The 24,253-nt window shown below is 52.3% G+C and carries 23 protein-coding genes and 1 pseudogene; 5 read left to right on the forward strand and 19 right to left on the reverse strand.

Annotated elements, in window-relative coordinates:
* Positions 1-170 precede the first annotated feature (170 nt).
* A complete protein-coding gene (locus ACO0LM_RS21905) occupies positions 171-782 on the forward strand; it encodes a transposase (protein ID WP_423039919.1) in 612 nt (203 codons plus the stop codon).
* A gap of 365 nt (positions 783-1,147) precedes the next feature.
* On the opposite strand, the gene ACO0LM_RS21910 is transcribed toward ACO0LM_RS21905, so the two are convergent.
* The 3 genes and pseudogenes from ACO0LM_RS21910 to ACO0LM_RS21920 form a co-directional block, all read right to left on the reverse strand.
* On the reverse strand, positions 1,148-1,747 hold the full coding sequence (locus ACO0LM_RS21910) for a tetratricopeptide repeat protein (RefSeq protein WP_423039921.1): 600 nt from the start codon (positions 1,745-1,747) through the stop codon (positions 1,148-1,150).
* A gap of 58 nt (positions 1,748-1,805) precedes the next feature.
* Positions 1,806-2,342 (reverse strand): hypothetical protein, encoded by a 537-nt coding sequence (locus ACO0LM_RS21915; RefSeq protein WP_423039975.1) that lies wholly within the window; start codon positions 2,340-2,342, stop codon positions 1,806-1,808.
* 117 nt (positions 2,343-2,459) lie between these two features.
* Positions 2,460-2,624, reverse strand: a pseudogene (locus tag ACO0LM_RS21920) (DUF4124 domain-containing protein); the annotation flags it as partial.
* A gap of 547 nt (positions 2,625-3,171) precedes the next feature.
* On the opposite strand from ACO0LM_RS21920, the gene ACO0LM_RS21925 reads away from it, so the two are divergent.
* Complete coding sequence (locus tag ACO0LM_RS21925; protein ID WP_423039923.1) at positions 3,172-3,498, forward strand: type I-F CRISPR-associated protein Csy1; 327 nt, start codon at positions 3,172-3,174, stop codon at positions 3,496-3,498.
* Positions 3,499-4,018: 520 nt separating this feature from the next.
* Here ACO0LM_RS21925 and ampC read toward each other — a convergent pair.
* The 7 genes from ampC to ACO0LM_RS21960 form a co-directional block, all read right to left on the reverse strand.
* On the reverse strand, positions 4,019-5,200 hold the full coding sequence (gene ampC / locus ACO0LM_RS21930; protein ID WP_423039925.1) for a class C beta-lactamase: 1,182 nt from the start codon (positions 5,198-5,200) through the stop codon (positions 4,019-4,021).
* Positions 5,201-5,276: 76 nt separating this feature from the next.
* A complete protein-coding gene (locus tag ACO0LM_RS21935) occupies positions 5,277-7,484 on the reverse strand; it encodes a TonB-dependent receptor plug domain-containing protein (RefSeq protein ID WP_423039927.1) in 2,208 nt (735 codons plus the stop codon).
* Between the two features lie 108 nt (positions 7,485-7,592).
* Positions 7,593-9,467, reverse strand: coding sequence for a M56 family metallopeptidase (locus ACO0LM_RS21940; RefSeq protein WP_423039929.1), 1,875 nt, complete (start codon positions 9,465-9,467; stop codon positions 7,593-7,595).
* The gene (locus ACO0LM_RS21945) at positions 9,464-9,859 is read right to left on the reverse strand and encodes a BlaI/MecI/CopY family transcriptional regulator (protein WP_423039931.1); all 396 of its coding nucleotides are present in this window, start codon (positions 9,857-9,859) and stop codon (positions 9,464-9,466) included. Before ACO0LM_RS21945 ends, ACO0LM_RS21940 begins: the two co-directional genes overlap by 4 nt.
* Before the next feature lie 91 nt (positions 9,860-9,950).
* Positions 9,951-11,798, reverse strand: a complete 1,848-nt coding sequence (locus ACO0LM_RS21950; protein ID WP_423039933.1) for a hypothetical protein — start codon at positions 11,796-11,798, stop codon at positions 9,951-9,953.
* A 28-nt stretch (positions 11,799-11,826) separates the two neighbouring features.
* On the reverse strand, positions 11,827-12,024 hold the full coding sequence (locus ACO0LM_RS21955; protein WP_423039977.1) for a hypothetical protein: 198 nt from the start codon (positions 12,022-12,024) through the stop codon (positions 11,827-11,829).
* Positions 11,996-12,727: a flagellar brake protein gene (locus ACO0LM_RS21960; RefSeq protein WP_423039935.1), complete on the reverse strand. Its 732-nt coding sequence runs from the start codon at positions 12,725-12,727 to the stop codon at positions 11,996-11,998. Before ACO0LM_RS21960 ends, ACO0LM_RS21955 begins: the two co-directional genes overlap by 29 nt.
* A gap of 236 nt (positions 12,728-12,963) precedes the next feature.
* Between ACO0LM_RS21960 and ACO0LM_RS21965 the strand changes: the two genes are divergently transcribed.
* Positions 12,964-13,506: an NADPH-dependent FMN reductase gene (locus ACO0LM_RS21965; RefSeq protein ID WP_423039937.1), complete on the forward strand. Its 543-nt coding sequence runs from the start codon at positions 12,964-12,966 to the stop codon at positions 13,504-13,506.
* Between the two features lie 29 nt (positions 13,507-13,535).
* On the opposite strand, the gene ACO0LM_RS21970 is transcribed toward ACO0LM_RS21965, so the two are convergent.
* From ACO0LM_RS21970 to ACO0LM_RS21980, 3 genes are all read right to left on the reverse strand, one after another.
* On the reverse strand, positions 13,536-14,057 hold the full coding sequence (locus tag ACO0LM_RS21970) for a TlpA family protein disulfide reductase (RefSeq protein WP_423039939.1): 522 nt from the start codon (positions 14,055-14,057) through the stop codon (positions 13,536-13,538).
* Between the two features lie 121 nt (positions 14,058-14,178).
* A complete protein-coding gene (locus tag ACO0LM_RS21975) occupies positions 14,179-14,976 on the reverse strand; it encodes a transporter (RefSeq protein WP_423039941.1) in 798 nt (265 codons plus the stop codon).
* Between the two features lie 59 nt (positions 14,977-15,035).
* The gene (locus tag ACO0LM_RS21980) at positions 15,036-15,485 is read right to left on the reverse strand and encodes an Lrp/AsnC family transcriptional regulator (protein WP_186949989.1); all 450 of its coding nucleotides are present in this window, start codon (positions 15,483-15,485) and stop codon (positions 15,036-15,038) included.
* A 233-nt stretch (positions 15,486-15,718) separates the two neighbouring features.
* Between ACO0LM_RS21980 and lysA the strand changes: the two genes are divergently transcribed.
* Positions 15,719-16,984 (forward strand): diaminopimelate decarboxylase, encoded by a 1,266-nt coding sequence (gene lysA, locus ACO0LM_RS21985; RefSeq protein WP_423039973.1) that lies wholly within the window; start codon positions 15,719-15,721, stop codon positions 16,982-16,984.
* A 48-nt stretch (positions 16,985-17,032) separates the two neighbouring features.
* Here lysA and ACO0LM_RS21990 read toward each other — a convergent pair whose 3' ends face one another.
* The 3 genes from ACO0LM_RS21990 to ACO0LM_RS22000 form a co-directional block, all read right to left on the reverse strand.
* Complete coding sequence (locus ACO0LM_RS21990) at positions 17,033-17,791, reverse strand: substrate-binding periplasmic protein (protein WP_423039943.1); 759 nt, start codon at positions 17,789-17,791, stop codon at positions 17,033-17,035.
* 373 nt (positions 17,792-18,164) lie between these two features.
* Positions 18,165-18,704 carry a peroxiredoxin family protein gene (locus tag ACO0LM_RS21995; RefSeq protein WP_423039945.1) on the reverse strand — a complete coding sequence of 180 codons (540 nt, stop codon included), beginning with the start codon at positions 18,702-18,704 and terminating at the stop codon, positions 18,165-18,167.
* Between the two features lie 126 nt (positions 18,705-18,830).
* A complete protein-coding gene (locus tag ACO0LM_RS22000; protein ID WP_423039947.1) occupies positions 18,831-19,583 on the reverse strand; it encodes a phytanoyl-CoA dioxygenase family protein in 753 nt (250 codons plus the stop codon).
* A gap of 451 nt (positions 19,584-20,034) precedes the next feature.
* Between ACO0LM_RS22000 and ACO0LM_RS22005 the strand changes: the two genes are divergently transcribed.
* Positions 20,035-21,090: a 3-deoxy-7-phosphoheptulonate synthase gene (locus ACO0LM_RS22005; RefSeq protein ID WP_423039949.1), complete on the forward strand. Its 1,056-nt coding sequence runs from the start codon at positions 20,035-20,037 to the stop codon at positions 21,088-21,090.
* Positions 21,091-21,170: 80 nt separating this feature from the next.
* Here the strand turns inward: ACO0LM_RS22005 and ACO0LM_RS22010 are convergent, their stop codons facing one another.
* From ACO0LM_RS22010 to ACO0LM_RS22020, 3 genes are read right to left on the reverse strand one after another with little or no spacing between them, the layout of a single operon-like run.
* Positions 21,171-22,544 carry a formimidoylglutamate deiminase gene (locus ACO0LM_RS22010; RefSeq protein WP_423039951.1) on the reverse strand — a complete coding sequence of 458 codons (1,374 nt, stop codon included), beginning with the start codon at positions 22,542-22,544 and terminating at the stop codon, positions 21,171-21,173.
* Positions 22,541-23,356: an N-formylglutamate deformylase gene (gene hutG / locus ACO0LM_RS22015; RefSeq protein ID WP_423039953.1), complete on the reverse strand. Its 816-nt coding sequence runs from the start codon at positions 23,354-23,356 to the stop codon at positions 22,541-22,543. Before hutG ends, ACO0LM_RS22010 begins: the two co-directional genes overlap by 4 nt.
* Positions 23,357-23,396: 40 nt before the next feature.
* Positions 23,397-24,161, reverse strand: coding sequence for an IclR family transcriptional regulator (locus ACO0LM_RS22020; RefSeq protein ID WP_423039955.1), 765 nt, complete (start codon positions 24,159-24,161; stop codon positions 23,397-23,399).
* Positions 24,162-24,253 lie beyond the last annotated feature (92 nt).

Genomic DNA, 24,253 nt, shown 5'->3' on the forward strand with positions numbered 1-24,253 from the left:
CATCCGGCCAGTGACGGAGCGCAAAGGACGCTTCTCTCAAGGTCATCATCATGAGAGTGTTTTTTGGTTAGCGCGGAAGACAAAACGTTTTTTATATCAGATTCAGAATACGAACAAGACCTCCTGTAGGTGAAACGCTCACGCAGTTTGGTATTGAAGCCGGAGACGTGGTGTTATGTGATCACGGCTTCACGAATCGACGAGGCGTAAATCATGTACTTGATCAAGGAGGCGACATCCTTGCCAGAATGAATTTGACGGGCTTGCCGCTACAAGATGGGCAAGGAAAGAAGTTTGATTTGCTGCCCTTAATCAGGACGCTGGAATTGGGTCAATGTGCGGCATGGTCAGCGGTGCTCGAAGGCAGCAAAGAATTAATCCCTGTGCGGGTCTGTGCTTATCGTAAAACGACAGCACAAAGAGAGGAAAGTGAACACCGATTAAAGAGAGAAATGAGTAAGCGTGCCCGTGCAAAGGAAGCTCAGGCGAGCACGGTTGAATTGGCGGGTTATGTGGTTATGGTGACGACGTTACTGGCATTAGAAGCGAAGGAAATTTTAGGATTGTACCGCCATCGCTGGCAAGTCGAATTGGTGTTCAAGCGATTGAAATCCTTGCTGGAAATAGGAAACCTCAAAAAGAAAGATCCAGAAGGTGCCAAAGCATGGTTACAAGGAAAATTATTGGTAGCTTGTCTCATTGAAAGATTAATTGCGATGGGCGAGCTTTTTTCCCTTGATGAGGCTAACATTGAAGCGAAAATCACCTCATCAACAAGATGAAAATCGACGATCAAAACAAGAAAGAAGTATTTGGCGCGAAACGATCATCATGTTGAAATTATTAAGGGTAGCGATTAACCCTTGTCAGCCATTATTTGCTTGCCTGGAATCTTGGGGAACAATCATGAATCGTTTGAAGGACCCGGGTAGAAAAAAACGGCAGTCTCAAAGTAAAAAACTAAGGGACGGTAATTTTGGTTAGCGCTTATGGGGTGGAACCCGCGCCGACAGACTTTTGAGAATTACAGCAGATCTGATTTTTATGTGGAAATTATATTTGAACGATAAATCGTTGAGAAATCGATTCACAGCGCGGGTTTCACCCGCCCTACATGGCTGAGCGGCCAACACAGTTCACGTTCTTTCTAGCGCTGGGCAAGCACTTTGGATATGGTTCCCGGGGCGGACATACGATCGGCAAGCGCCTGTCCGGCCGCGAATTGCTCGGCTGTCATTTTCGAGAAGAGTGTCTCATCGCCTTTCGATGGGTCTCTGCTTCGTGCAAGGCTATAAAGAGCGAAACTTGCCTCCTGGTCCTTTTTTACCCCAGTTCCGGCATCGTAAAGATAAGCCAAACTGACCAGGGCATCGACATCGCCTTGGTCAGCGGCTTTCAAGAACCAGTTTGCCGCCTCGGCAAAGTTCGTGCGAACGCCAGAACCATACACGTACAACTCACCGAGCCTTGATTGAGACTTGGCATGGCCCTGTTCGGCCGCCTTGCGAAACCAGCGCACCATTTGCACATCATCGACCGGCACACCCTTGCTCGTGAGGTACATGTGCCCCATGTAGTATTGCGCTTCCACATGACCGCTTTCCGCGAGCGGCTTGAACTCCTTCAATGCAGCGGGATAATCATTGCGTTCATACGCTTGCAAACCGGCGTCAAAATTGCCTTTCCTGTGGCATCCGCTTAAGCCCAGCAGGATGACGAAAAGAACTGAAGTCACGAGTTTGAGCATGGGATTTCCCTCATGGTTTGATGGGTGACTGTTTTATGCAGAGCTGACGAATCTACAACTACTTCTCACAGGTCTTGTCGATCAATTCTTCCAGTGTTTTATATTCCGGCATTGTTTTTGTGCCGTGTGCCCCATAACCGTTTTGGGAAAATGTCAATCTCAGTAGTGGCCCATTTGCGCCTTTTTCGACATAGAGAATCTGGTCGATCCAGTATTGATCAGAAACAAAATCGGTACGCGTTCGGTTCTTGCGGAAACACAACAAGTCCATTTTATGCAGAGTTTCGTGCCGTCCTTCCTTTAGGCGTGGCGTCAGCGCTGCTTCGAGCAGATGTTTATCGCTTTGCGGATCAGGATCAGGGTGTCCTTCCGTGATTACCCAGTAGCTTCCGTGTGGCAATCCTCTTGCCTTGGCACAGTAGATAAAATCTTCGGCAGGTCCACGCCTTCCGTCTAACGAAGAGCAGGCGAGTTCCTTGCAAGCCTTGGCGTCGCCTGTTTTGCAGCTCTGGGTTCGTTCTGTTAAGAGAGCGGCATATTTTTTGTCCATATCTTTTGCAAAAGCCCGCCATTTGTCTTTTTCTTGTTGAGACATGGGCGGATCAGGCTCCATGGATGAGCGCGGATAGAAGGTCGACGGTTTCGGCTCATTTTTCTGGCCGGCTTGGACGGTGCGTTCTTCGCGCTTCACGGGGGGAAGGGTGGGCGGATTGGATACTGAGTTTGGCGACGTCCTTGCAGTTGCCGACCCAGGGCACTCCTGATCCGAGTATGTGACTTTTCCGTCCGCATTCTTGCATTTGTAAACCTCCGCGCACGCGACGAACGGCAGGCCAAAGCATACAAGCAAAGCGAATATGAATCTTATTTTCATCATTTCTCTCGAATGTTTGAAGCCGTAAGCGCAGATTGGTTATGGATATCAATAGTTATGCACGATCAAGGAATATCCAATACGAAAAAAGGATAGGAAATTCAAGCCACCTCACCGAAGTATTCTATCTCAACCCCGTGATCATAAGTGCAAGTTTCGATCCAATCAGATCTATTTACACAACACTTTTCCACGCGTAACATAATTTCCACACAAAATCGCAGCAACCATCGCCTCAAAACATCGTCTGATTAAGCGCAGAAACAAAGCGAGCCCTGATACGCCAAACTGCACGCATCCATATTGAAAAATTAAAAATTAGCCTTTCCCAATTCACACTCTGATCATCACTCGATCTTCGTTGTAATGAAGCGGATTAAGTGGCTCTAATTTTTGCCAATCAATTTTGCTTTTTTTACGACTCTTCATGCTGATTTTCCTCTGGTATCAGGCAGCTTCATTCAGTTGCACGTGCTAACGACCCTCCGCTCAAAATCATTGTAGACAAACGTTGTTTCGTAACCGCCGCAGGCAATGCGCTCAGGGGAAGATGAACAAGAATTCAGACAAACGCGCTGAATTAGTAGACGAGCTGATTGATATCTTGTTTGTCCATCCCTATGAAATCAGAAATCTCACCGATCACTCTGGCTGGAGTAGTGAAAGTCAGATCAGCCGTGCGCAACAATTGTGGCTTGATCCATTTCGTGACGACAAGCAATTCCAAATGGAACGAGAAAGTAAAGACTGGCAATCGGAAATCGCAGGTCAATTTTCTTCATGGCTTAACCACAAACTTGACAACGATAAATTAAAAATGAAAGGCGTCGAATATCTCTCATGGAAAAAATTGTCGAAAAGAAGCTTGCCTTATTAAGAGATGACTTGCAACTCAACATCAGCATCATGGGGGTGTAATGAAATCCATACTCATACTACGTAATATCAAGATTGAAAATGCAAAACCTTGTTCCAGTTCTTTTTCGAGTTCACTGCCGCACAGGCAGCTTAGAAAGGGAAAGTAGTACTCATTGGTGGACGCATCGCGTTCACTGCCGCACAGGCAGCTTGAAAATCCGAATAAAGGCAGGGCGCTGACTGAGGCGAGTTCACTGCCGCACAGGCAGCCAAATATACAAAGCTATTCGACCTTTACCAGCCTGAACGAATCTCGTCAATTGCCGTCAAATATGGGGATTTCATTTTTTATTCCATACTATTAATTGGCTTAGCACTGGTCATTCTTCCAGCCAAACCGCATCACTGCCTACGCTCGCCTGAGGCCTTTCCTGACCTTAAGACGAGCGTTACCTATTTTCCACATGAACAGAGAAAAAATTTAAATGCTTAAAAAAAACATAGCGTTTTGAATCAATTCATCAAATCCTATAACCAATTTACAAACCCAACTGCCCAAGAATTTGCTGAGCTGTCTTAATCCGCACCGCGCTTGGATAATTCTTGTTAGCCAGGATGACAATTCCCATTTTCTTTTCAGGCACAAAGGCGATGTATGCCCCGAATCCATTGGTGGCGCCTGTCTTGTGGATGAATACATTTTCGCCTGAAATCATTGGTGGCGTGATTTTTTTAACGGGTGTGGCGTCACGGGCCATGTGGTCGGTAGAACCCTCGATGACGGCAGCGACATCGGTTGGGTATGGGTACAGCTCCCAGACCAGGCTTTGGGTCATGCCGCCGGCTTTGAAATAGCCGGTGTGGGTGTTTTCCAAAGCGAGTGCGAATTCTGGTGTCAGTTTCATCTCGCCGATATTTGCCTTGATGAATTGCACCAGGTCGCTGGCGGTGGTTTTGACTCCGTACGCTTCTGCGGACAGCACACCGTCCTTCATCCGGACTGGGGTGTCATCTTGCCTGTAGCCCTGCGCATAGTCTGCCCGTTTGCTGTCAGGTACGACGATAAAGCTATTTTTCATACTGAAGGCGGGGAAAATTTGTCCTTGCATGATGGTCGCAGTAGGTTGTTGCAAACTCTGCGCGGCAATGACGCCGAGCAAACCTATGCTGACATTGCTATATGTGCGGTACTGGCCCTGTGGATGGTCCGGTTTCCAATTTTTTAAATAGCTAATCAGTTGTTCATTGTTCGACACTTCATCCGGCACCTGTTGAGGCAGGCCACCGGTGGTGTGGGTGCCAAGGCTCAGTAAGGTGGTTTCGCCAAAACTGCTGCCTTTCAGGCTGGGAATGTGGTCAGCGACCGTGTCGGTCAGTGCCAGCTTTCCCCTGCCCTGCGCCAGCGTTGCCATGGTTGCAACAAAGGTTTTGCTGATTGAACCTATCTCAAACAGCGTTGTATCGGTGACGGGCGTGCCTTCTGATTTGGATGCCAAGCCATAGTTGAAGACGTATTGCTTTCCATTGGCAACAATGCCGACGGTCATGCCGGGGATGGCATGTGCTTTCATGACTGGAAGTATGGCTTCATCCGCGGCGCGCTTGATAGCGTCAGCTTTCGTATCTACTTCGGCACTCATGGCTGTCATGGCTATCATTGTAAGCATGGTGCCAATGGCAAGGATACTGACTCTTAAAATTTGTAGTGCTGATGATTTCATTTTATTTTCCAAAAATTTCGTAAAGACGGCATTTAAAAATTGTCGTAATTTGATGTACTTACTCTACAAGCTTGCATCACATGCGCCATTCCCACACCACGCGCCAGGTCCGTGCCGATTGTTCGCGCCCGGCATCGGTCCAGCGTGCTGTGTCGTTGCTGTAGTCGCCACTGACCAGCCGGTCTTGTTGCAAGACATTGGTGACTGAAAAACGCCACTGGCTTTGTTTCCTTTGTTTCCAGCTTAGATAGATATCCAGGTTGCGTTTGGGGCCGGTGTGGGTATTGATGTAGGTGGATTCGTGTATCTGGTCTGCTGCCTGGAAGCTGAAGTCTACCCCTGTGCGCCAGGCAGGGTTGATCTGGTAGTCGGCCCCGGTACTGATCAGCAGGCCGGTCTGGTGCGCCAGGCGGTTGTTTGGCCCCGGTACCTGGTCCACGGTTGACCAGTTGCGGTTAGCGTTAGCACGCAGTTCCAGCGGCGGCAAACCAGGTGACAACTCTTGCAGCTTGGTTTTGATTTCAACTTCCAGCCCGATGACTTTGGCCTGCCCGCTATTGTTAACCATCGAGAGCCAGGGACTGTCGTTTTGCGCCGGTTGTTCCAGCATCACGTCTTGTATGCGGCGCCAGTAGGTATTGATACTGACAAGGCTGGATTCAGTCAGGTAATGTTCATAAGCGACATCCAGTCCCCAGGCACGTTCAGGACGCAAGCGGGGGTTGCCCTGAAAGTCGGCGTTCAGCGGGGTATTGTTGTTGTCAACGCGAAAGCGGCGTGGTACCAGGTTGGCGACGGTAGGCAGTTTAAAGCTGCGGTTCAGAGCAAAGCGCCATTGTCTTTTTGCGTCCAGCTTCCACACACTTTGCAGTATGGGGCTGAGCATGGTGGACCGGTTCTCAACATCAAATGCACCCGCCTCGCGGCTATTGGTGGCGATGCGTTCCCAACGCAAACCCAGGTAGGCAGACCAGGCGGCATTGATGGTCCATTCATCTTGCAGATAGACGGCCAGTTTGGCCAGGCCAGCCTGATAGTGATGATTGTCTGGCGTGATGTTGCCGGTGGCAATGTCGATGTCGGTTTCGTCCCGGCCTTCGGTGCGTGCGCTACGGCTGCTGTCCCACCCCAGGCTGAGTACATGGCTTTCTGAATATGGTGCCAGGTATTTGCCACTGAAGCGATATTCGTTTTCATTGGCGTCACCAGTCACATAGCGATGTTCGGTCTGTCTGCCCTGGCTGTCATTGCCCCAGAACTGGAATTTGGCATCGCGGTCAAAATGGTTCCAGCCCCAGTTAAGATTTAACTTGGCGCTGTCTGCCAGGCGACGTTCCCAGTTAATGTCGTTACGGCTGGTGAAGATATGGGCAGCCCAGAGGGCACGGTTGTCAGGGAATTCTGTAGTAGTGCCCAGCAGGCTGGTTTCTTTTTCAGACTTGGCAGTTTCCAGTCGCGCATAGTTCACATAGACCTGCCAGTTGAGGCTGTTTTGGGCATCGATTTTCCAGTTCAGGCGTGGTGTCAGGCTGATGGCGTCGCGGCGGTTTTGCTGTGTTTGCTGCAGTTGCCTGTCTGCCAGTGCCTGCCACTGTTTGCTAGCAGGCAGACTGTACTGGCCTTCGCGCAGTGCATCATTCACATCGTTTGTCGTGCTGTCGATGCTGCCTGCAAATACATAGTTGATGTCTGCCCGGTCTGCAATGGCGGCAGGCAGATGGTCGGCGATACTCCAGGATGCATTGCCAGACACGCGCCCGGCCTGCAGGCCTGCACTGGATTTTATTTCTGTCGATTGATTACTACTTTTTTTCTTGAGTACGATGTTGATGGTACCGGCTATGCTTTGGGCACTGACGTCGGCACCAGCCACGCGCATGACTTCGATTTTTTCTATCAGATCAGGGGCAATGCTGTCGATGGTGAAGCCATTGGGTGTGGCCTGGCCGTTCAGCAAGATCTGGGTATAGCCATTGCCCAGGCCCCGCATGCGGATTTCTGCGCCCTTGCCTTTGCTTTCGGTAACGCTGATGCCGGGCAGGCGTTTCAGGACGTCGCTGAGGTTGCTGTCGCCATATTTTTCTATGTCTTCACGGCCATAGGTGCTGCGCAGGCCGACGTCGTCCTGGCGTTCACGCACCTGCTGCGGTTTGGCGGTGATGTCGACTTGCTGGCCATTGCCATTGATGGCAGGTGCCTGGGCCAGCGCCTGCCTGCCGGCGAACAGGGATAGCGCTGCCAGTGCAATGCGCGACAAGGGGTATCTTGTTAATCTCAACAACATGCTGTGTGCTTTCATCAATGTGCGTGGATGTTTATTCAGGGAATGACAGTCCCTTGCGCCTGGTGTGGCGCAAAGTTTCACTGTCAAAAAATGAGGGGGAAGAGTTTCTTAACTAGATGGAGCCGGGTCTAGCATCGCCCGGATGTGGTGGACATCGTCATTGCGGATATCCACATTTTTTGCATTCAGCAAAACCATGATGACGGGCTTGCCGGCCACACTGGCGCGCATCACCAGGCAACGGCCTGCCGCCTTGGAATAACCGGTTTTAGACAGCGAGATGCCCCAGTCTTTGTTGCTTGTGAGGGGATTGGTGCTTTGGTATTCCTGGGTTTTGCCGGCGATGGTGATCGCCCCTTGACTGCTGCTGGTGAGCCTGCGCAATTCCGGGTAGCCCGCAGCTTCTTTGACGATGCGGGCCAAGTCGCTGGCACTGGCGCGGTTTTTGGATGAGGTGCCAGTGGCTTCTTCCAGGTGGGTTTGTTGTAGCTTGAGGCTGGCGATTTTTTGTTGCAAGGCGGTGGCAAATGCGGCTTCGCCACCAGGGTAAGTTCTGGCCAGGGCTTTGGCGGCAGTGTTGCTGGAAGGGATCAGCGCCAGTTCAAGCAGGTTTTGGCGTGACAAGACCATGCCCGCTGCTAACTTCACCTGGCTGTTTTGATATACCAGCATGTCTTCTTTGCTGATGGTGATGGCTTCATTCTTGTCCAGCCCGGCATCCAGCGTGAGCATGGCTGTCATCAATTTGGATAGCGATGCGATGGGTACCATGCTGTCTGCATTTTTAGACAACAAGATTTTGCCGCTTTGTTCATCCATGACCAGCACATGTTCTGACTGGGTTTGTACATACGCTGTCCTGTGCGGGCTGGCAGCTTGCGCTGCTGGTGTTGTCACCTGCGTTGCCATCTGTGTTGCCATCTGCGTCGCTGGCTGGTCGCGGTCTACTGTCTGCGGCAGGGCTTCGGCATTGGATATCAATTGGGTTTGCAACAGCAAGACCAGGGCCATGCCTATGCCCAATACGGGTACGGCCATCTTCCAGTGCCAGGGTTGGGCATCAGGGCGTATCAGGCGTTTGATGCGCGACAGCAGGTCGCCACCGTGGGCAGCCATGGCAGGCATAGGCAGCGCAGCGATCTGCAATTTGTCCAGCCATTGCAAAGCACGGGCCAGGGGGCGCGACTGGCCAACGGCGCTGATGGCCAGGTCATCGGCAATCAATTCTCTTTCGGCATTGATGCGTTTCGACAACCACCACACCGCCGGGTGATAGAACAGCATCGCCAGCACCAGGTTTTGCAACAGGTTCACCAGATAATCCCAGCGTTTGATGTGCCCCAGTTCATGCGCCAGCAGGGCTTCTATCATGTCGTAAGGCATGCCGCTCAGCAAAGAGGCTGGCATCAATATCACAGGCCTGAAACAGCCATAGGTAATGGGGCTGACCAGTTGCTGCTGGAACTGTAACTGTACCCGGCGGCCAATGGCAAATTGCTGTGCCATCTGGCTGGTGCGTGCCTGCCACTGGCGAGCCTGCAACAAGCAATCCTGTTGCGGCTGTGGCTGATGTTTGCCCAGCCGGTACACCCATAACAGGCCCAGGCCCAGACGTGCCAGCATCAGGGCAACACCGCCGCTCCAGATGGCAACAATCAGTGGCAGATAATTTTCTATATGGGCAGCCAGTGCGCTTTCACGTACCCAGACCAGATCCAGCGGCAACGCGCTATTTGCGGCCAGTTGCATGGCTGCTTCCAGAGTCATGGCTTGCGGTGACTGCCATTGCTGGAACACGCCCAGCGCTGGCCACAACAGGCACAGCAACATGGCAAGACAGGCAATCAGGTAACGCAGTTGTGGACGCGCATTACGGCATAGCGCCAGCAAAATGGCGCTGACACTGGTGATCAGTGCGCCCTGCCAGACAAAGTGCAGCAATGGCCAGCCCAGCAGCTCAGCAAGGGTATGCGCAGACATCATGATTTTTTTTCATCCTGAAGAATTTGTTCTATCTCGTCGCGCTCTTGTGCGCTGACGTGGCCGCGCAGGGCTGCCAGTACCAGGGCCTTGCCAGAGCCGGCAAAGACCTTTTGTATCATGTCCTTGAGCAGGTTGGTCTGTAGCGAATCCTGTTCTTGCGAAGGTGCATAGATATGTGAGCGCTGACTTTCGTCGCGCGTCAAAATGCCTTTGCCATGCATGATCTGCAAATGCCGCAGCACGGTGGCATAGGCCAGATCGGGGCGCTCGGCCTGCACGACCTCATGCACCTGCTTGGCATTCAGGGGGCCTTGCTGCCACAAGACCTTGAGCAAATTCAGCTCGGAAGCGGTGGGCTTGGGAATGATGGATTTTTGACCGGGAGACGACATGCCTGACATCCTGATGTGAGAATGTAAGCAGAATAAATGTTCTAGAAACTTTTGTCTAGAAATATTTTTCTATATCTTTGCCGCCTGAATTTTATGGGTGGGTAGCTTTCAATACGGCGATGCGATCAGCCACTTCCCGCTTCAGCTCTATCGCAAAAAAATCATTGAACTTGACATTCATGCCACGTATTTCAGGATCGGTCATACCGTTTGCAAGACGGAATTCGCGGCTATGGCTGCGCAGAAGGTTTTCAAATTCTTCTATATTGTCCAGGCTATCCATGGGTTTGATGCTGATGCCGGGCCTGCCAGCCAGATGCGCCTGCACGCGTGCATGGTGCAAGGCCAGCATGTCGTTCAGGGGGGTGGATTTGAAAACACCAAAGCTGTGCACATGCGGGCCGCTGACATAGTAAGTACTACCACGACTATCCGCGGTCAACATCAGGCTGCCATCATTGAACATGCTCAGGCAACGTTTCAGGCGTGCCCTGCCAGCGGCTTCGATCGTCAATGCAAAGTCATGTGAGGGTGACAGCCAGCACTGGCCAGGCGCTTCGCGTTTCAGTGCGGCCACATTGGACATGTTTTGAAACCAGGATAAAAACTGTAAGCTGGTCTTGCTTAATACCGCCACCATCTCGTCAAACCAAGGGGGCATTTCTTCTGCAAAGTCTGCTAATTCCATAGGCAGGATATCGATTTGATCCCAGCTAACCAGGCTCATGCTGGAATTGGCTATTTTGGTGGCGATGTTTTTTAGTTCCAGCATTTCTTCTTCGGTTGGTCCGACCGGCTGATTATTGCTGGCGACCTGCCATTCTGCCAGGCTGGATTTCAACTCGGCCAGGGGGCCTGCCATAGTGTTGACGACATCGTCCTTACCCATGAACGTGTTAGGTAAATCATCCAGGCGCGCCATGGATGAATCCAGTTCGGCGAAATGCGCGGCATGCACGGCTTCGCGCCCGCCTTCACAGGCGGCTGCATCACGCAACACCTCTGACAAATTGGACTGCAAGTCTTCACGCTGTTCCTGGTCGGCGCTTTGCAAAGCCGCTGCATAGGCGATGCCAGCCTGTCTGAGGCAGCTTGCAGCGGCAGGATAATCATCCAGGGTTTTTAACAGTTGTGCCTTACTGGTCAGTAGCACGGGGTCAGTGTCGAGGTCATCCACTTCATCGATGGCGGCAATGGCGTGATAGACAGAGGCGGCATGGTAACGCCCGGCTATCATGTGTTCAAAATAACCGATGGGTGTTTTAACACTGTCTTCTTCACTGGTATCACACAGCGAAACCAGTAACCTGGCTGTTTCTTTTTTTAAAGCGACTTCATGTGGATGGGCTGCCAGTGCTTGCAGAATCAGTGTGTAATGCTGCCACGGGTTCCAGATGCTGGTGTCTGCCCACGCAGCCAGTATTTTGCTTGCGCTGCTGGCATCTGGTGCGTGAACCGCCATCATTTGCAGGAAGCCATCGATGGCTTCATTTTGCAGCACATCAGCGTAAGCATCGGCCTCTTCTTGCAAGGCGGTTAGGGCGGCTTCACGTTCCGGATCAGCGGGTTCGATCTCTTCGCCTTCGTCACTATCGCCTTCATCGTCACTGCCGTCACTATCGTCATCCGGAGACAAGGCCTGCATTCTTTCGGCAAAGGCATCGTCGGCAATCCAGTGTGCAGAGCGGTGCTGACGTGACAGCATGGCTAACTGGTTATCCAGGTCTTCGGGCTGCAATGCCAACAGGGTTTTTCTGTCTTTCCAGGCGGCGACATGATCATAGGCGGCGTCAAACAAGGCGATTCGCATGCGCAGCAATTCGGCGTCACCGGGATTGGCTACACTATGCGCCGCCAGCAATTCCATGGTGTCATCAAAATCGGCCTCGTCGCGAAAAGTTTTTTCTACTTGTTCGCGTATTTGCTCTATTGTCATCATCGCTTCAATCTCCTGGGGCATATTGCGCTTACTTTAGCAGCGTTTTTATCTGCATTCCAGAGAGCAGCATGATGATGTCTATCAGGACAGCAGGAGTTAGCCACTTCTGCCGCAATCGATGCCGGGGCGTGAAGTGGTGCCGGGCGATGTCGTGTTGCTGGCCGAAGGTGAGCGCGAGCCTGCCGATGTCGTCCTGTTTACTTGACTTCGAGCTTGTGCCGTTCATATTCGAGTTGGTTGATATGCTTTTGAATCGCCACATCCATATGATGTGGTAGTTTCTGGAAACTGATACCAACGCGGTGCTTACCGAATTTGACCCTGTCCATAGGTGTGATATGGCGCACCACGCCTTCACAATGGACAACATTTTTGGCACCCAGCACGATCAGCATTTTGGCGATGCGGTGTTGCAGTTTGAATTCTGGCGGGCTGTTTAACTGCACACTCAGGCCACCGACGCTGAGGTCATAAATCGGCCATTCAGCAGTCATCTGCCCCTTCTCGTCATACAGCTTGACCATCAGCGGGTCAATAATGGGAAGCTGATTGCGGAAATATTCACGCCTTTGCATGCGAATGATGCGTTTGGGAATAGGCACCCAGAAGGCATCCTGATCACCCCATTCGAAGCGTTGCGGATCAATACCAGAAAACTGTACACGTATGCCTTCCGGCAGCGCCAGGAAAACACAGGTCTTGGCCTGTTCCAGCAATTTATTCGAACGGGTGTCCCCGCCAATATCAAACACCAGGCCATCCGACCTGGCAGACAGGATCATGGTGACAATAAATTGCTTGCCATCATTAAAATAAACAGTCACGGGCTCGCGCCGGTGTGCCAGATCGTTCATGGCACCCAGGATTTCCCTTTGCCCGAGTAAAAAAAACTTGTCTTCTATTTCATCATTGCTATAAGACGCCGACATCTATCCACCTTTTTTATTATCCGGCTAAAAAATAAACTGCCTGTGCTGGCGGGTCAATTAAAGAATAGCTGCAAATTGAAGATCAGCATTAATTTTTTACAAGAAGTTGTTTTTTGGCTTATATCAACAGGACTTACGCATGAGGGCGTGTTGGTCAAACATGGAGTCAAAACGGCAATGCGCAAATTACCCCATAATACGGTTTTGCAAACCCGGCTCTCACTAAAGAATCCTGAATGAAGCTATTGGCCATTTGCGGCAGCCTGCGCGCCGCCTCACTCAACGCCATGTTGATACGCGCCATCCAGCGCCTGGCACCACCAGACATGGTGATACAAGAATTTACCGGTATGGCAGGCTTGCCCATGTTTAACCCTGATCTGGATGCCTGCCCACCTGTCAGCGTGGCTGACTTTAAACAGCAGATTGCCAGCGCTGATGTGGTGCTGATCGCCAGCCCGGAATATGCACACGGCATCACCGGCGTCATGAAAAATGCGCTGGACTGGACCGTCAGCAGCGATGTTTTTGTCAATAAACCGGTGATGGTCTTGAATGCATCCCCCAGGGCAACACATGCCGACGCGGCATTGAGAGAAATACTGACGGTGATGTCGGCCCAAATTATAGAGGCGGCATCAGTGACAGTAGCGGTGATAGGTGGTGGACTGGATGAAGATGGAATCGTCGCCCACCCAGTTATTGCGGCCCAGTTACAAGCTGCACTGGCTGCCGCGCAGCTTGAATGGCTAGAGCAACTGCGACTGCGATTAAATTAAATCAGGCGGAGTCGGACTAAGCTGCCTGATCAGGCAGCCAGGGCTTTTTCCAGCAGGGTGTGCAATTCGGCAAATGAAGGCTCGCCGACATAGCGTTTCAGGATATTGCCTTGTTTGTCGATGACATAGGTGGTGGGTGTCAGCTTGACATCACCAAATGACTGCGCCAGCTTGCCTTGTGAGTCCAGCGCCACATGGAAAGGCAGTTTCCTGGTTTCGCTATAGTTGAGGACATAATCGGGTCGGTCATAGCTCATGGCCACGGCCACGAATTCCAAGCCCTGCTTATTGTATTTGTTGTAGGTCTCTATCATTTTTGGCATTTCTGCCACGCAAGTGCTGCAAGAGGTCGCCCAGAAATTCACCATGACTACCTTGCCACGCAGGCTTTGCGCCGAGATTTTTTCACCTTTGAGGTTGGTGAAGCTGACATCCGGCATGGCCTGCTTGCTGCCCAGCGACTGATAAAACAGGTAGCCCAGGACCGCCAATGCCACAATGGCGATGACAGAAAACAGGGCAAATTTGCGAGGTGAAGAAGGTGCCAGCATATGACTTCCAAGCTAAAGACGAACAGACTGCGACAATTTTGCGTAAACCCTGATTATAAGGCTTCTGTACAAAGCGGGTTTGTGCCGCCGCAATTTACGCCATATCTAACAAAAGCAAGCATTACCAAAGTTTGGCGACGGGAATGACGATCCCGGCAAACCAGGACCAATCCGGGGATGCACTGGTCAAGCCTTTGGTCAGTCCCGCATCCAGCGTCATGCGTTTGTTGGGGCTGTAGCTAAGGGCGAGCAATGCCTGCCCCTGATTTTTGGTGCCGGCCTGCCGCCAGCCTGCCCATTCGGCAGTCAGGTTCCATTTATCGGCCACTTCTGTTGAGACTGAGCTGGACAAACCGTTTTGCCAGCGGGAAGTACCGACATCTGCCGCCCCCAGGTGGGTTGTATTCAGGTTCACGTCAACATGGATCTTGCCCAGATCCTGACTGACGATGCCATTGATGGTCCAGTCGGATTTGCCGGAACCCAGGGGTTGACCCGCAGTCGGGAATTTATTGCCGAACTCAAGACCCAGAGCGGTATCGTCATTGATGATGAAAGCGCGCTTGATGATCAATGAGGTATCGCCAAAACCCTGGTCGCGCTGGCCAGCACCGTCATCGTTGACGACGCGGGCAGAACCACCCAGCAAAACGCCCCATTCCTTGGAAAAAGCCAGCTTGAACAGATAGGGCAGGCTCTGGTTGCGGGCAGCATCGGACCGTGCAGACGCAATACCCATTTCCAGTTCCAGTTGCCCTTCCACCGGCAACTGGGCGGAATTGGAGACAGAAGGACGATACGGGGTAATGCCATTGTCAGCAGTTGCGGTATCGTCGGCATAGGCCGTTGTACAGGTAAAGGCCGCCTGCAATATCAAAGCCGTTAGCAGGGCAAGGGGAAAATGATTGCGTTTTTGCATGAAATATCCTTCCAAAATAAGGGGTGGCAATATGGCCTGCCTGAAGCAGGCCTGTTTTTTTAATCTATGGCTGGCACCGTGATGGGTTTGCCGGCAACATGGGTCGTCAACACGATGGCGGTTGAGGTCGAGCCAAATACATTCAGTTCATTGATGATGCGTTGCAGATGTTCCACATCGCTGGCCAGTACGCGCATGACGGCACCGTCTTCACCGGTGACGGTATAACAATCGATAATTTCCGGGCAGTTGGCAACATACTGGGCATACGGCCTGCCCTGCCGTGTGGACAGTCTGATCATGGCGGTAATTTGATAGCCCAGCGCCTTGGGATTAATATCCGCCCGATAGGCACGAATGACCTGCGCCGCTTCCAGCCGTTTGATGCGCTCGGAAACGGCAGGCTGACTGAGATGAATCTGGCGACCGATTTCAGCATGGGAGATACGGGCATCCTGTTGCAATAATTGCAGGATTTTTTGATCAAACTGATCGATTTTTGAGTTCATAGGTATTTCGCGTTCTTTTCGAATCAAATCCACGGATTGCGAACAAAATCCTTATGGAATCCCATTCATACTGTGAATTTTACTTGTTAAAGTAGAGCTTACACTATGGGACTTACGCAAAACCGCCCCAGCTGCGTTGCAGCTCCCGCATTTAGCAAGATTCGGTACTGTTCGTACTGTCTTCGTCGCTACGCCTTGCTGGGACAATTTTGCGAAAGTCCTAACTAATACTTATCAAGTCCCAGAAAACTGCCATGACTACTATCAGCGCCAATCAGCTTGCCCGCATTGCGAATGAATTCCAGACACCTTGCTGGGCCTATGATGCCACAGTTATAAGAGCACAAATTGCCCGCCTGCGACAATTTGATGTGATTCGCTTCGCCCAGAAGGCATCCAGCAATATCCATCTGCTGCGCCTGATGCGTGAAGAAGGCGTGATGGTGGATTCAGTATCCATGGGTGAAGTGGAACGTGCACTGGCAGCAGGCTATGCCAGCCAGGCGGCGGCAGGTGGCCATGCGCCTATCGTGTTTACGGCAGATCTGCTGGACCGCGCCACCTTGAAGCGTGTAGTGGAATTGAATATCCCGGTGAATTGCGGTTCGCCGCAAATGCTGGAACAGCTGGGCCAGGCCCACCCCGGCCATGCCGTCTGGCTACGTATCAACCCCGGCTTTGGCCATGGCCACAGCCGCAAGACCAATACCGGCGGCGAGCAAAGCAAACACGGCATCTGGCATGAAGAATTGCAGCATGCGCTGGCCATCATTGATCAATATGGTCTGACACTGGTGGGCCTGCACATGCATATCGGTTCTGGCGTCGATTACGACCATTTGCAAAGCGTTTGCGATGCCATGATTGCTCAGGTAAAAATCTGCCAGCGCGATTTGCAGGCGATTTCCATCGGCGGCGGTTTATCCATCCCTTATCGCGGTGATGAACCAGCGGTGGATACAGCGCATTATTTTGATATCTGGGACAAGGCCAGAAAAGAAATCGAAGCCCTGCTGGGACACAAGATCAGCATGGAAATTGAACCTGGGCGCTTCCTGGTGGCACAATCCGGCATCCTGATCTCTGAACTGCGTGCGCAAAAACAGGTGGGCAACAATTTCTTCACCCTGGTCGATGCCGGCTTCAATGATCTGGTGCGCCCTTCCATGTATGGCAGCTTTCATCGCATCAGCACTCACGCAGCAGATGGCACGCCACGCACCGGCGCTCTGCGTCCAACAGTGGTGGCCGGGCCCTTGTGCGAATCTGGCGATGTCTTCACGCAAGAAGATGGTGGCGTGGTCACGACCCAGGATTTGCCAGCCTGTGAAATTGGCGACCTGTTCGTCTTCCACGATGCTGGTGCCTATGGGGCCAGCATGTCCTCCAACTACAATTCGCGTCCTTTGATACCGGAAGTATTGGTCGACGGTGAACAGATCAGGCAGATACGCCGCCGCCAGACAGTGCAGGAATTGATCGCGCTGGAAAACATCTAAATACGATATAGGCCTGAATAAATCTGAATAAGTCTGAATAAGCCTGAACTAGCGCAACTCATCCAGCAAGCCCATCCTTCTTGCTTTCAGGATGGCGGCATTTAATTTATTGATGATGCCGTCATCCTTGTCTGACCTCACGGCAAAATGCATGGTGTCTATCAGCAGCGGTTTAGGTAAGACGCTGAGCTGCACGTTGTTCATGGGGGGCATGTCACCGTCATGCGCATCCCGTATTTTTTGCAGGCGTGTTACCAGCTCACGCGGGTTTTTACTCAATGAACTGAAGACTGCGGCATCCATGCGGCGAAACAGCAATTTGTAGACGCGCGAAATAGGCACATTATTGTCTTGCTCGACGGTGAACAAATTGTCTTTGAGGGCGTCGAAATCATCACCAAAGCTGATGCCGCGCGGTATGCCTATGGTCTTGCCTTTCAGGTCAGTCACGGAATGAAACTTGAATGTGGCATCGCTTCTGGTCACCAGGTAGATGTATTTGGACTGCACCGGCAATGAAAAATGGAACAGCCTTTCTCTTTCCCTGGTTTTGCTGACGCCATACAACACGCCTTCACCATTTTCTGCGGCAATCAGGGCGCGCGGCCAGGAATTGCGTACATGCAGTATTTTGATACCCTGGTCACGTTCGATAAATTCAAAAAACCTGGTCAGCTTTTGCATGGGTACGGGCTGGCCATGACTGTCTATCGGGTCGGTGGTCAACACCACCACCTCCTTCGACACCTCCTTGCTCACCTCTTTCGCCACCTCCTTGGCACTTGCATGGTGCAAGGCTGCGCCCATGCACAGGCCTAGGAGCGAGCAGCACACCGTCGCGCATTTCAGCCTCGTCAGCCCCTTCAGATTCTTCACAGCCATGCCTGTAACACCCTCATTGAGCTCACCATTACCTACCTTACCTACACCCGGCATCACTGATGCAAGTGCCCACATGCACGATGACAGTTGTTGAACAGCCAGAAGAAGAACTGCAGATAATCAAGCAAAAGGCGCGCCTGAACTTGTCATCAGGGCAACGACCTATTTCTGCATAGTAACTTTAATAGCAACAAGTGGCAAGCCTGATAACGACAAGGCAGTGCGTTAGGCAAAAAAAATGACGCGAGACCGCGTCATCTTGAACTTTGCCCGTAGAACTGAGGGGGCAAGATGCCGTTCAGCCTTTGGCAGGCGCACCCGCATCAATAACGGTTTTGATATGCGCCCATTGGTCAGGCTTGATGGCGCCTTTGAATGATTCTATGATCTTGCCGTCTCTACCGATCAGAAAGGCTGTCGGGGTAGCAAAGACTTTGCCGAAATTGTCTTTGTAGTTGGGGGCATTACGCCACAACGAAGGGAAGTTCTGGCTGGATTTGCTTATCCAGGTCGAGAGTTTTGAATAGTCATCAATATCCGACATGGCGTCGTCAATACTGACTGTCACCAGTTCAAAGCCGGCTTTTTTATTGGCTTCATAAAATTTGCGGAAAGTCGGCATTTCTGCACGGCAAGTCGGGCACCAGGTCGCCCAGAATGTCACCAGCACCACGTCGCCCTTGCCGGTATTGAGCTTGAATGGCTTACCGTTGAGCAGGGTACCGGTCAGCATGGGCTTGGCAGGAAATTCTTCCTTGCTGGCAGCCTGACTGAGCGAACCAATAAATGGCAAGGCCATCAACAGAGCGGCGGCAAGGAATTTGGTGAGCTTGGACATATTGTTCTCCACGATGTAGCGTAATCGGCATGGCGGGAACACCGCCGTATCAGCGTTGGTCGGTGCATCGGCAAATTCCTTACACAATTACCCTGCATGCCGCTTTATTTCATCATAGCGCAAATTTTAGATGGCAATCTCTGGAAAAGCTGCAGACCTGGTAGCGGGAAGCGGTGGATTATCTGCAGCGCGATAGGTAAAGACCAGGGCAAACTTGGTGGCGGTAGTCTGGTTTTTGCCAGCGGCGTGGAATAAATTGCTGTGAAAAAGCAAGACATCGCCCTGCTGCAGGGGGACTGGCTGAGCGCGTGCCAGCAAGCCCTGGTTTTGCGGCAAGTCCGTCAGCAAAAATTGCTTGGCATCCAGCTGACTGGCATCAATCTCCAGTTTGTGTGAGCCGGGGATGACCAGCAGGCAACCATTGTCCAGGGTTTCATTGCGTAAGGCCAGCCAGGCAGACACCAGTTCTGCCCGCTGGAAGTTCCAGTAACGGCTGTCGCGGTGCCAGCCGGTTGCCGTCGAATACTGCGGCTGCTTGGTCATGATGCAGTTATGGTGGGCTTGCGACATCAGCGCGCCCTGGCCCAGCAATTGCAATAATGGCACACCCAGTGCCTGGCTATTTGCCCATTGTGCTATACGCTGGTCGCGTGCATACGCCTGCAACAGCCGCCTGGCAGTGCCACCACCTTCGGCGTCACGCGACGCCAGTGCGCCGGGGTAACGGGTATCGGCCTCGTATTCTATGGGTTGCACATCGCCAGCCAGTTGCTGTTCAGCAATGGCGATGATGCCTTCACACAGGCTGGCGGCTGCCTGTTGTCGTAAAACCAGAAAACCCTGGGTATCAAATTCTTGTCGTTGCGCGGAGCTTAACATGGTCGTTCTGTCATATCGGTGAGCAAAAAGCGTGATGCATTCCTGATTTTAAGGGATTTATCCCATGCTGAAACAGAACAGATGCGTAGTAATTCAGCGCATTTGTGATTATGCACTAGGGCGTGTTGACATATCTTTTAGGCAAGCAAATGGGTTTGAAACCTTGTCTGGCTAGGCGTGCGGAGCGCTGCTTGGTGATCCAAGTGAGCGACGCACAACAACGCCAGGCGAGGTTTCGGACCCATTCCCTCCGGGTTCCCCCCATAGCGCGCGCTGGACTGCGTTGCACGTCTTGTCAGGGGCACCAGCCCTGACTGCGCCGCACGCCTTGCCAGCCCGCGCTATGGGGGGAATGCTTTGCCTAAAAGATATGTCAACACGCCCTAGCAATCAAACCCCCGGATTAGGTCATAATGTAGGCCAAAATTAACGTTACCACCTCTTGCCTAACATGACACATACCATACTGGAAAACATCAACGTCAGTTCTTTCGAAAACATGCCCACCCCGGAAGAATTACATGCCCGCCTGCCCCTCAGCGACCTGGCTGGCGATGTGGTGGAACAAAGCCGCGAAAGCCTGCGCAATATTCTGGAACGCAAAGACAAGCGTCTGTTTGTCGTGGTAGGCCCCTGCTCCATCCATGACCCGGTCGCCGGCCTGGATTATGCACGCCGCCTGAAAGCCTTGCAGGAAGAAGTCAAGGATGTGATGTTGCTGGTGATGCGTGTGTATTTTGAAAAACCACGTACCACCACAGGCTGGAAAGGCTATATCAATGACCCGTACATGGATGATTCTTTCCGCGTCGATGAAGGCATGGAAAAAGCCCGCCAGTTTTTGCTGGATGTCTGTGAACTCGGCCTGCCGACCGGCACCGAAGCACTGGACCCGATTTCGCCACAATACCTGGGTGACCTGATCGCCTGGACTGCCATCGGTGCCCGTACCACGGAATCACAAACCCACCGTGAAATGTCATCAGGCCTGTCGACACCGGTAGGATTTAAAAACGGTACGGATGGCGATATCAGCATCGCCATCAATGCGATTTTGTCGGCATCGCATCCGCATTCTTTCCTGGGCTTGAATGGCCAGGGTCGCGTGTCTATCGTGCGCACCAGCGGCAATCAATATGGCCACGTGGTCTTGCGCGGTGGCGGTGACCGCCCCAACTATGACACGGTCTCAGTTGCCATGGCCCAGCAAGCACTGGCCAAGGCCAAGCTGCCACCGAATATCGTGGTCGATTGCTCGCACGCCAACAGCTACAAGAAACCAGAACTGCAACCCCTGGTCATGGCCGACGTCATCAACCAGATTGCCAACGGCAACAAGGATATCGTCGGCGTCATGATTGAATCCAACATCGTCGCCGGCAACCAGCCTATCCCGGCTGATTTGTCACAACTCAAATACGGCTGCTCAGTCACCGATGCCTGCGTGGATTGGGGAACGACGGAGAAGATGTTGCGGGATGCGGCGGCGAGGTTGCGTCAACAATAATCTTGGCAGCGCAAATTAAAACAGGCGCAGTATATTGCATGCGCCTGTTCATGGTTCAAGGCAAACAGTTTTAGAAACACTTACAGCGCACGCAGGCTACGCATGCATGCCCCATACGCCGCCTGAATTTCAGTCTGCTGACCATGCCTGCCCTTAGCGACCACCTGCTGCCCCCCCACATACACATCCCGCACCAGATTATCATTGCCTGCAAATATCCAGGTATTGAGTACATCTGCACTATGAATGCCTGCCAGATTCGGATGCTCATCATCAAGTACCACTATGTCGGCGCGATAGCCGACCGTCAGTTGCCCCAGTTTGCGACCACTGGCCTGGGCTCCGCCCTGCAGGGTGGCCTGATATAAGAAATCACCAACCTTGCGTTGTGTCGGGATATTCGCAATATTGCGGCCTTGCAAGCGCAGGCGCTGGCCATATTCGAGCCAGCGCAATTCTTCTACCGGGCTTTGTGATACATGGCTGTCACTGCCGATACCAAAGCGGCCACCGGCAGCGATGTAATCAGGCAAGTCAAAAAAACCATCGCCGAGATTGCCTTCTGTGGTGGTGCAAATGCCTGCCACTGCGCCACTGGCGGCGATGCCCAGCACTTCGGCCTTGTTCAAATGGGTGGCGTGTACCAGGCACCAGCGTTGATTGACCAGGCCACTATCGAGCAAGAGCTCTACCGGGCGTTTGCCAGCGTAAGCGATACAGGCATCGACTTCTTTTTGTTGTTCGGCGATATGGATATGGATAGGGCGGGCCGCCGGAAGTGCCGCGACCAGTTCACGTATCTGGCTGATGCTGGCGGCACGCAGGGAATGCGGGGCGACGCCGACTTCAACCTGGGGACTGCGTTTATCTTCCAGCACAGTGATCAATTGCATGATCTGTTCCACATTGCTGGAAAAGCGACGTTGATCATGACGCAAAGCCTGTTCGCCAAAATCGGCATAGCTGTACAGCACAGGCAGCATGCTGATACCCATACCGATCTGTTCTGCGGCGGCTATTACGCGCTCTGCCATCTCGGCAGGGCGTGCATAAAACCCGCCATCCGGATTGCGATGCAGGTAATGGAATTCGCAAACTGACGTATAGCCATGGCGCAGGCATTCTGCATACAACTGTGCAGCGATGGCCTGGATTTGTTCCGGCGTGATATGCAGCGCATAGCGATACATGAGATCACGCCAGGTCCAGAAACTGTCTTTGCCTTCACCAGCCATTTCTGTCATGCCTGCCATGGCGCGCTGGAAGGCATGCGAATGCAGATTGCTCATGCCCGGCAGCACCCATTGCGCCTGCTGCTCATATTCATACCCGTGTGTCTGCAAAGCAGCGTCAAGTTCAATCTGGCTCAGGTCACCATTCTCGTTCCAGTGCAAACGAACATTGCTGGTCCAGCCTTGCGGTAACAAGGCATGATGGGCATACAGACTTGTCATGCTATGCCACCTGGTGTCGTATTCCAGTCCAGGCAGGCTTGCAGCAACTGCTGCAACAAGGGCTGTACCTGTGCAGCCAGGTCGGGTCGGTATGCATAGGGGGCGGCTTCGTTCATGTAGATGCACTGGCTCATTTCCAGTTGCACTGCATGGATGTTGTGCGCCGGCTTGCCGTAATTGCGGGTGATAAAACCGCCTTTGAAACGACCATTGAATATATGCGAATAGGCTTTCGCATGAACGGATTGTTGCAGACAATTGGCGATAGCCGTTTGCATGCCGGGGTCGCAGGAATGTTGATCGGCAGTGCCAAAGTTAAGGTCAGGTAATTTGCCTTCGAAAAAGCGTGGCACCATCGAAGCGATAGAATGCGCATCCCATACTATGACGCTGCCATGCAGCTTCAGCAAGCGCTGCAGCTCTTGCTGCAATTGCTGATGATATGGCTGCCAGTAAGTCGTGATACGGCGTTGTACTTCCGCTTCTGTTGGCAGTTTTTCTGCTGCATACAAAGGCTGCTTGGCAAAGGTATCGACCGGGCACAAACCTGTCGTGTCTTGCCCCGGATACAGGTTGGCATTGTCGGACGAGCGGTTCAGGTCTATCACATAGCGCGAATATTCAGCGGCGAGGGTGGATGCACCCAGCTCTGCTGCCATGTTGTATAGCAGACGCAGATGCCAGTCGGTATCGGCTTTCTCATGTGCGACTGGCAGCATCTGTGCGGCAATGTCGTCCGGTATGCTGGTACCGACATGCGGCATGGAAATCAATAAGGGCACGCTGCCCTGTTGAAAATGATACGCGGTCATGATGTTTCCTGTGTCCTGTGCCCTGCGCCCTGTGTCCTGTTTAGGGATACTGTAATTTGCGGCTGAGCCGGTCGGCTGCCGCCAGGGTCATGTTGATGAGTTCTTGCTTACGGTTTTGTATGCGCTGCACCGGTGCCATCAGGGACAGACTGGCTTCCAGCCTGTCCTTGCCAGAAAACACGGGGGCGCTGACACCCCAGATACCGAGGTCGATTTCATTTTCGCTGGTGGCATAGCGTTGGCTGCGGATGGCGTGCAGTTGGGCCAGCAAATCCTCGCGTCGCTGCTGCGCATGATCCGGATTTTCGAGAAAGTTCTGGTCCAGCAAACTGTCTTGCACGGCCTGCGGCAAAAATGCCAGCAGTGCCTTGGCCGATGCGCCGCGCACCGTGGAACTGGCACGCCCTTTGGCAAAGGAACAGCGCAAGGCTTGCTGACTTTCCTGCATGTCGAGGCAAATGACCTGACCATTCACATAGGTAAGCAAGCCCACACTTTCGCCGGATTTATGTACCAGCTCGATCATTTCTTCACGTGCGGCAGACATCAGCCACGAATGCTGGTCAAATCCACGGGCCAGTTGTACCGCCAGCGGGCCTGGTTCATACATGCCGGTCTGTGCATGTTCCTGTACCAGCCCCCACTTTTTTAATGGGGCCAGTTGGCGATACAGGGTACTTAATGGCAAGCCGGTTTGCTCTACCAATTCACGCGCCGACAAGGGCTGGCCCTGGCGGGCGACGCAAACCAGCACCTGCAAGACGCGCTCGCTTTGGGGAGTAATATCCTTAGATGGTTCCAACATGAGTGCCTGACAGAGAAGCGCAATATCAAGCTCATTCTAGCAATCACATGAGAAATATCAAGAATTCATTCTCACGGCGTGAGAATTCGAAA

This window comes from Undibacterium sp. Di26W (assembly GCF_049340265.1).
GTDB lineage: Bacteria > Pseudomonadota > Gammaproteobacteria > Burkholderiales > Burkholderiaceae_D > Undibacterium.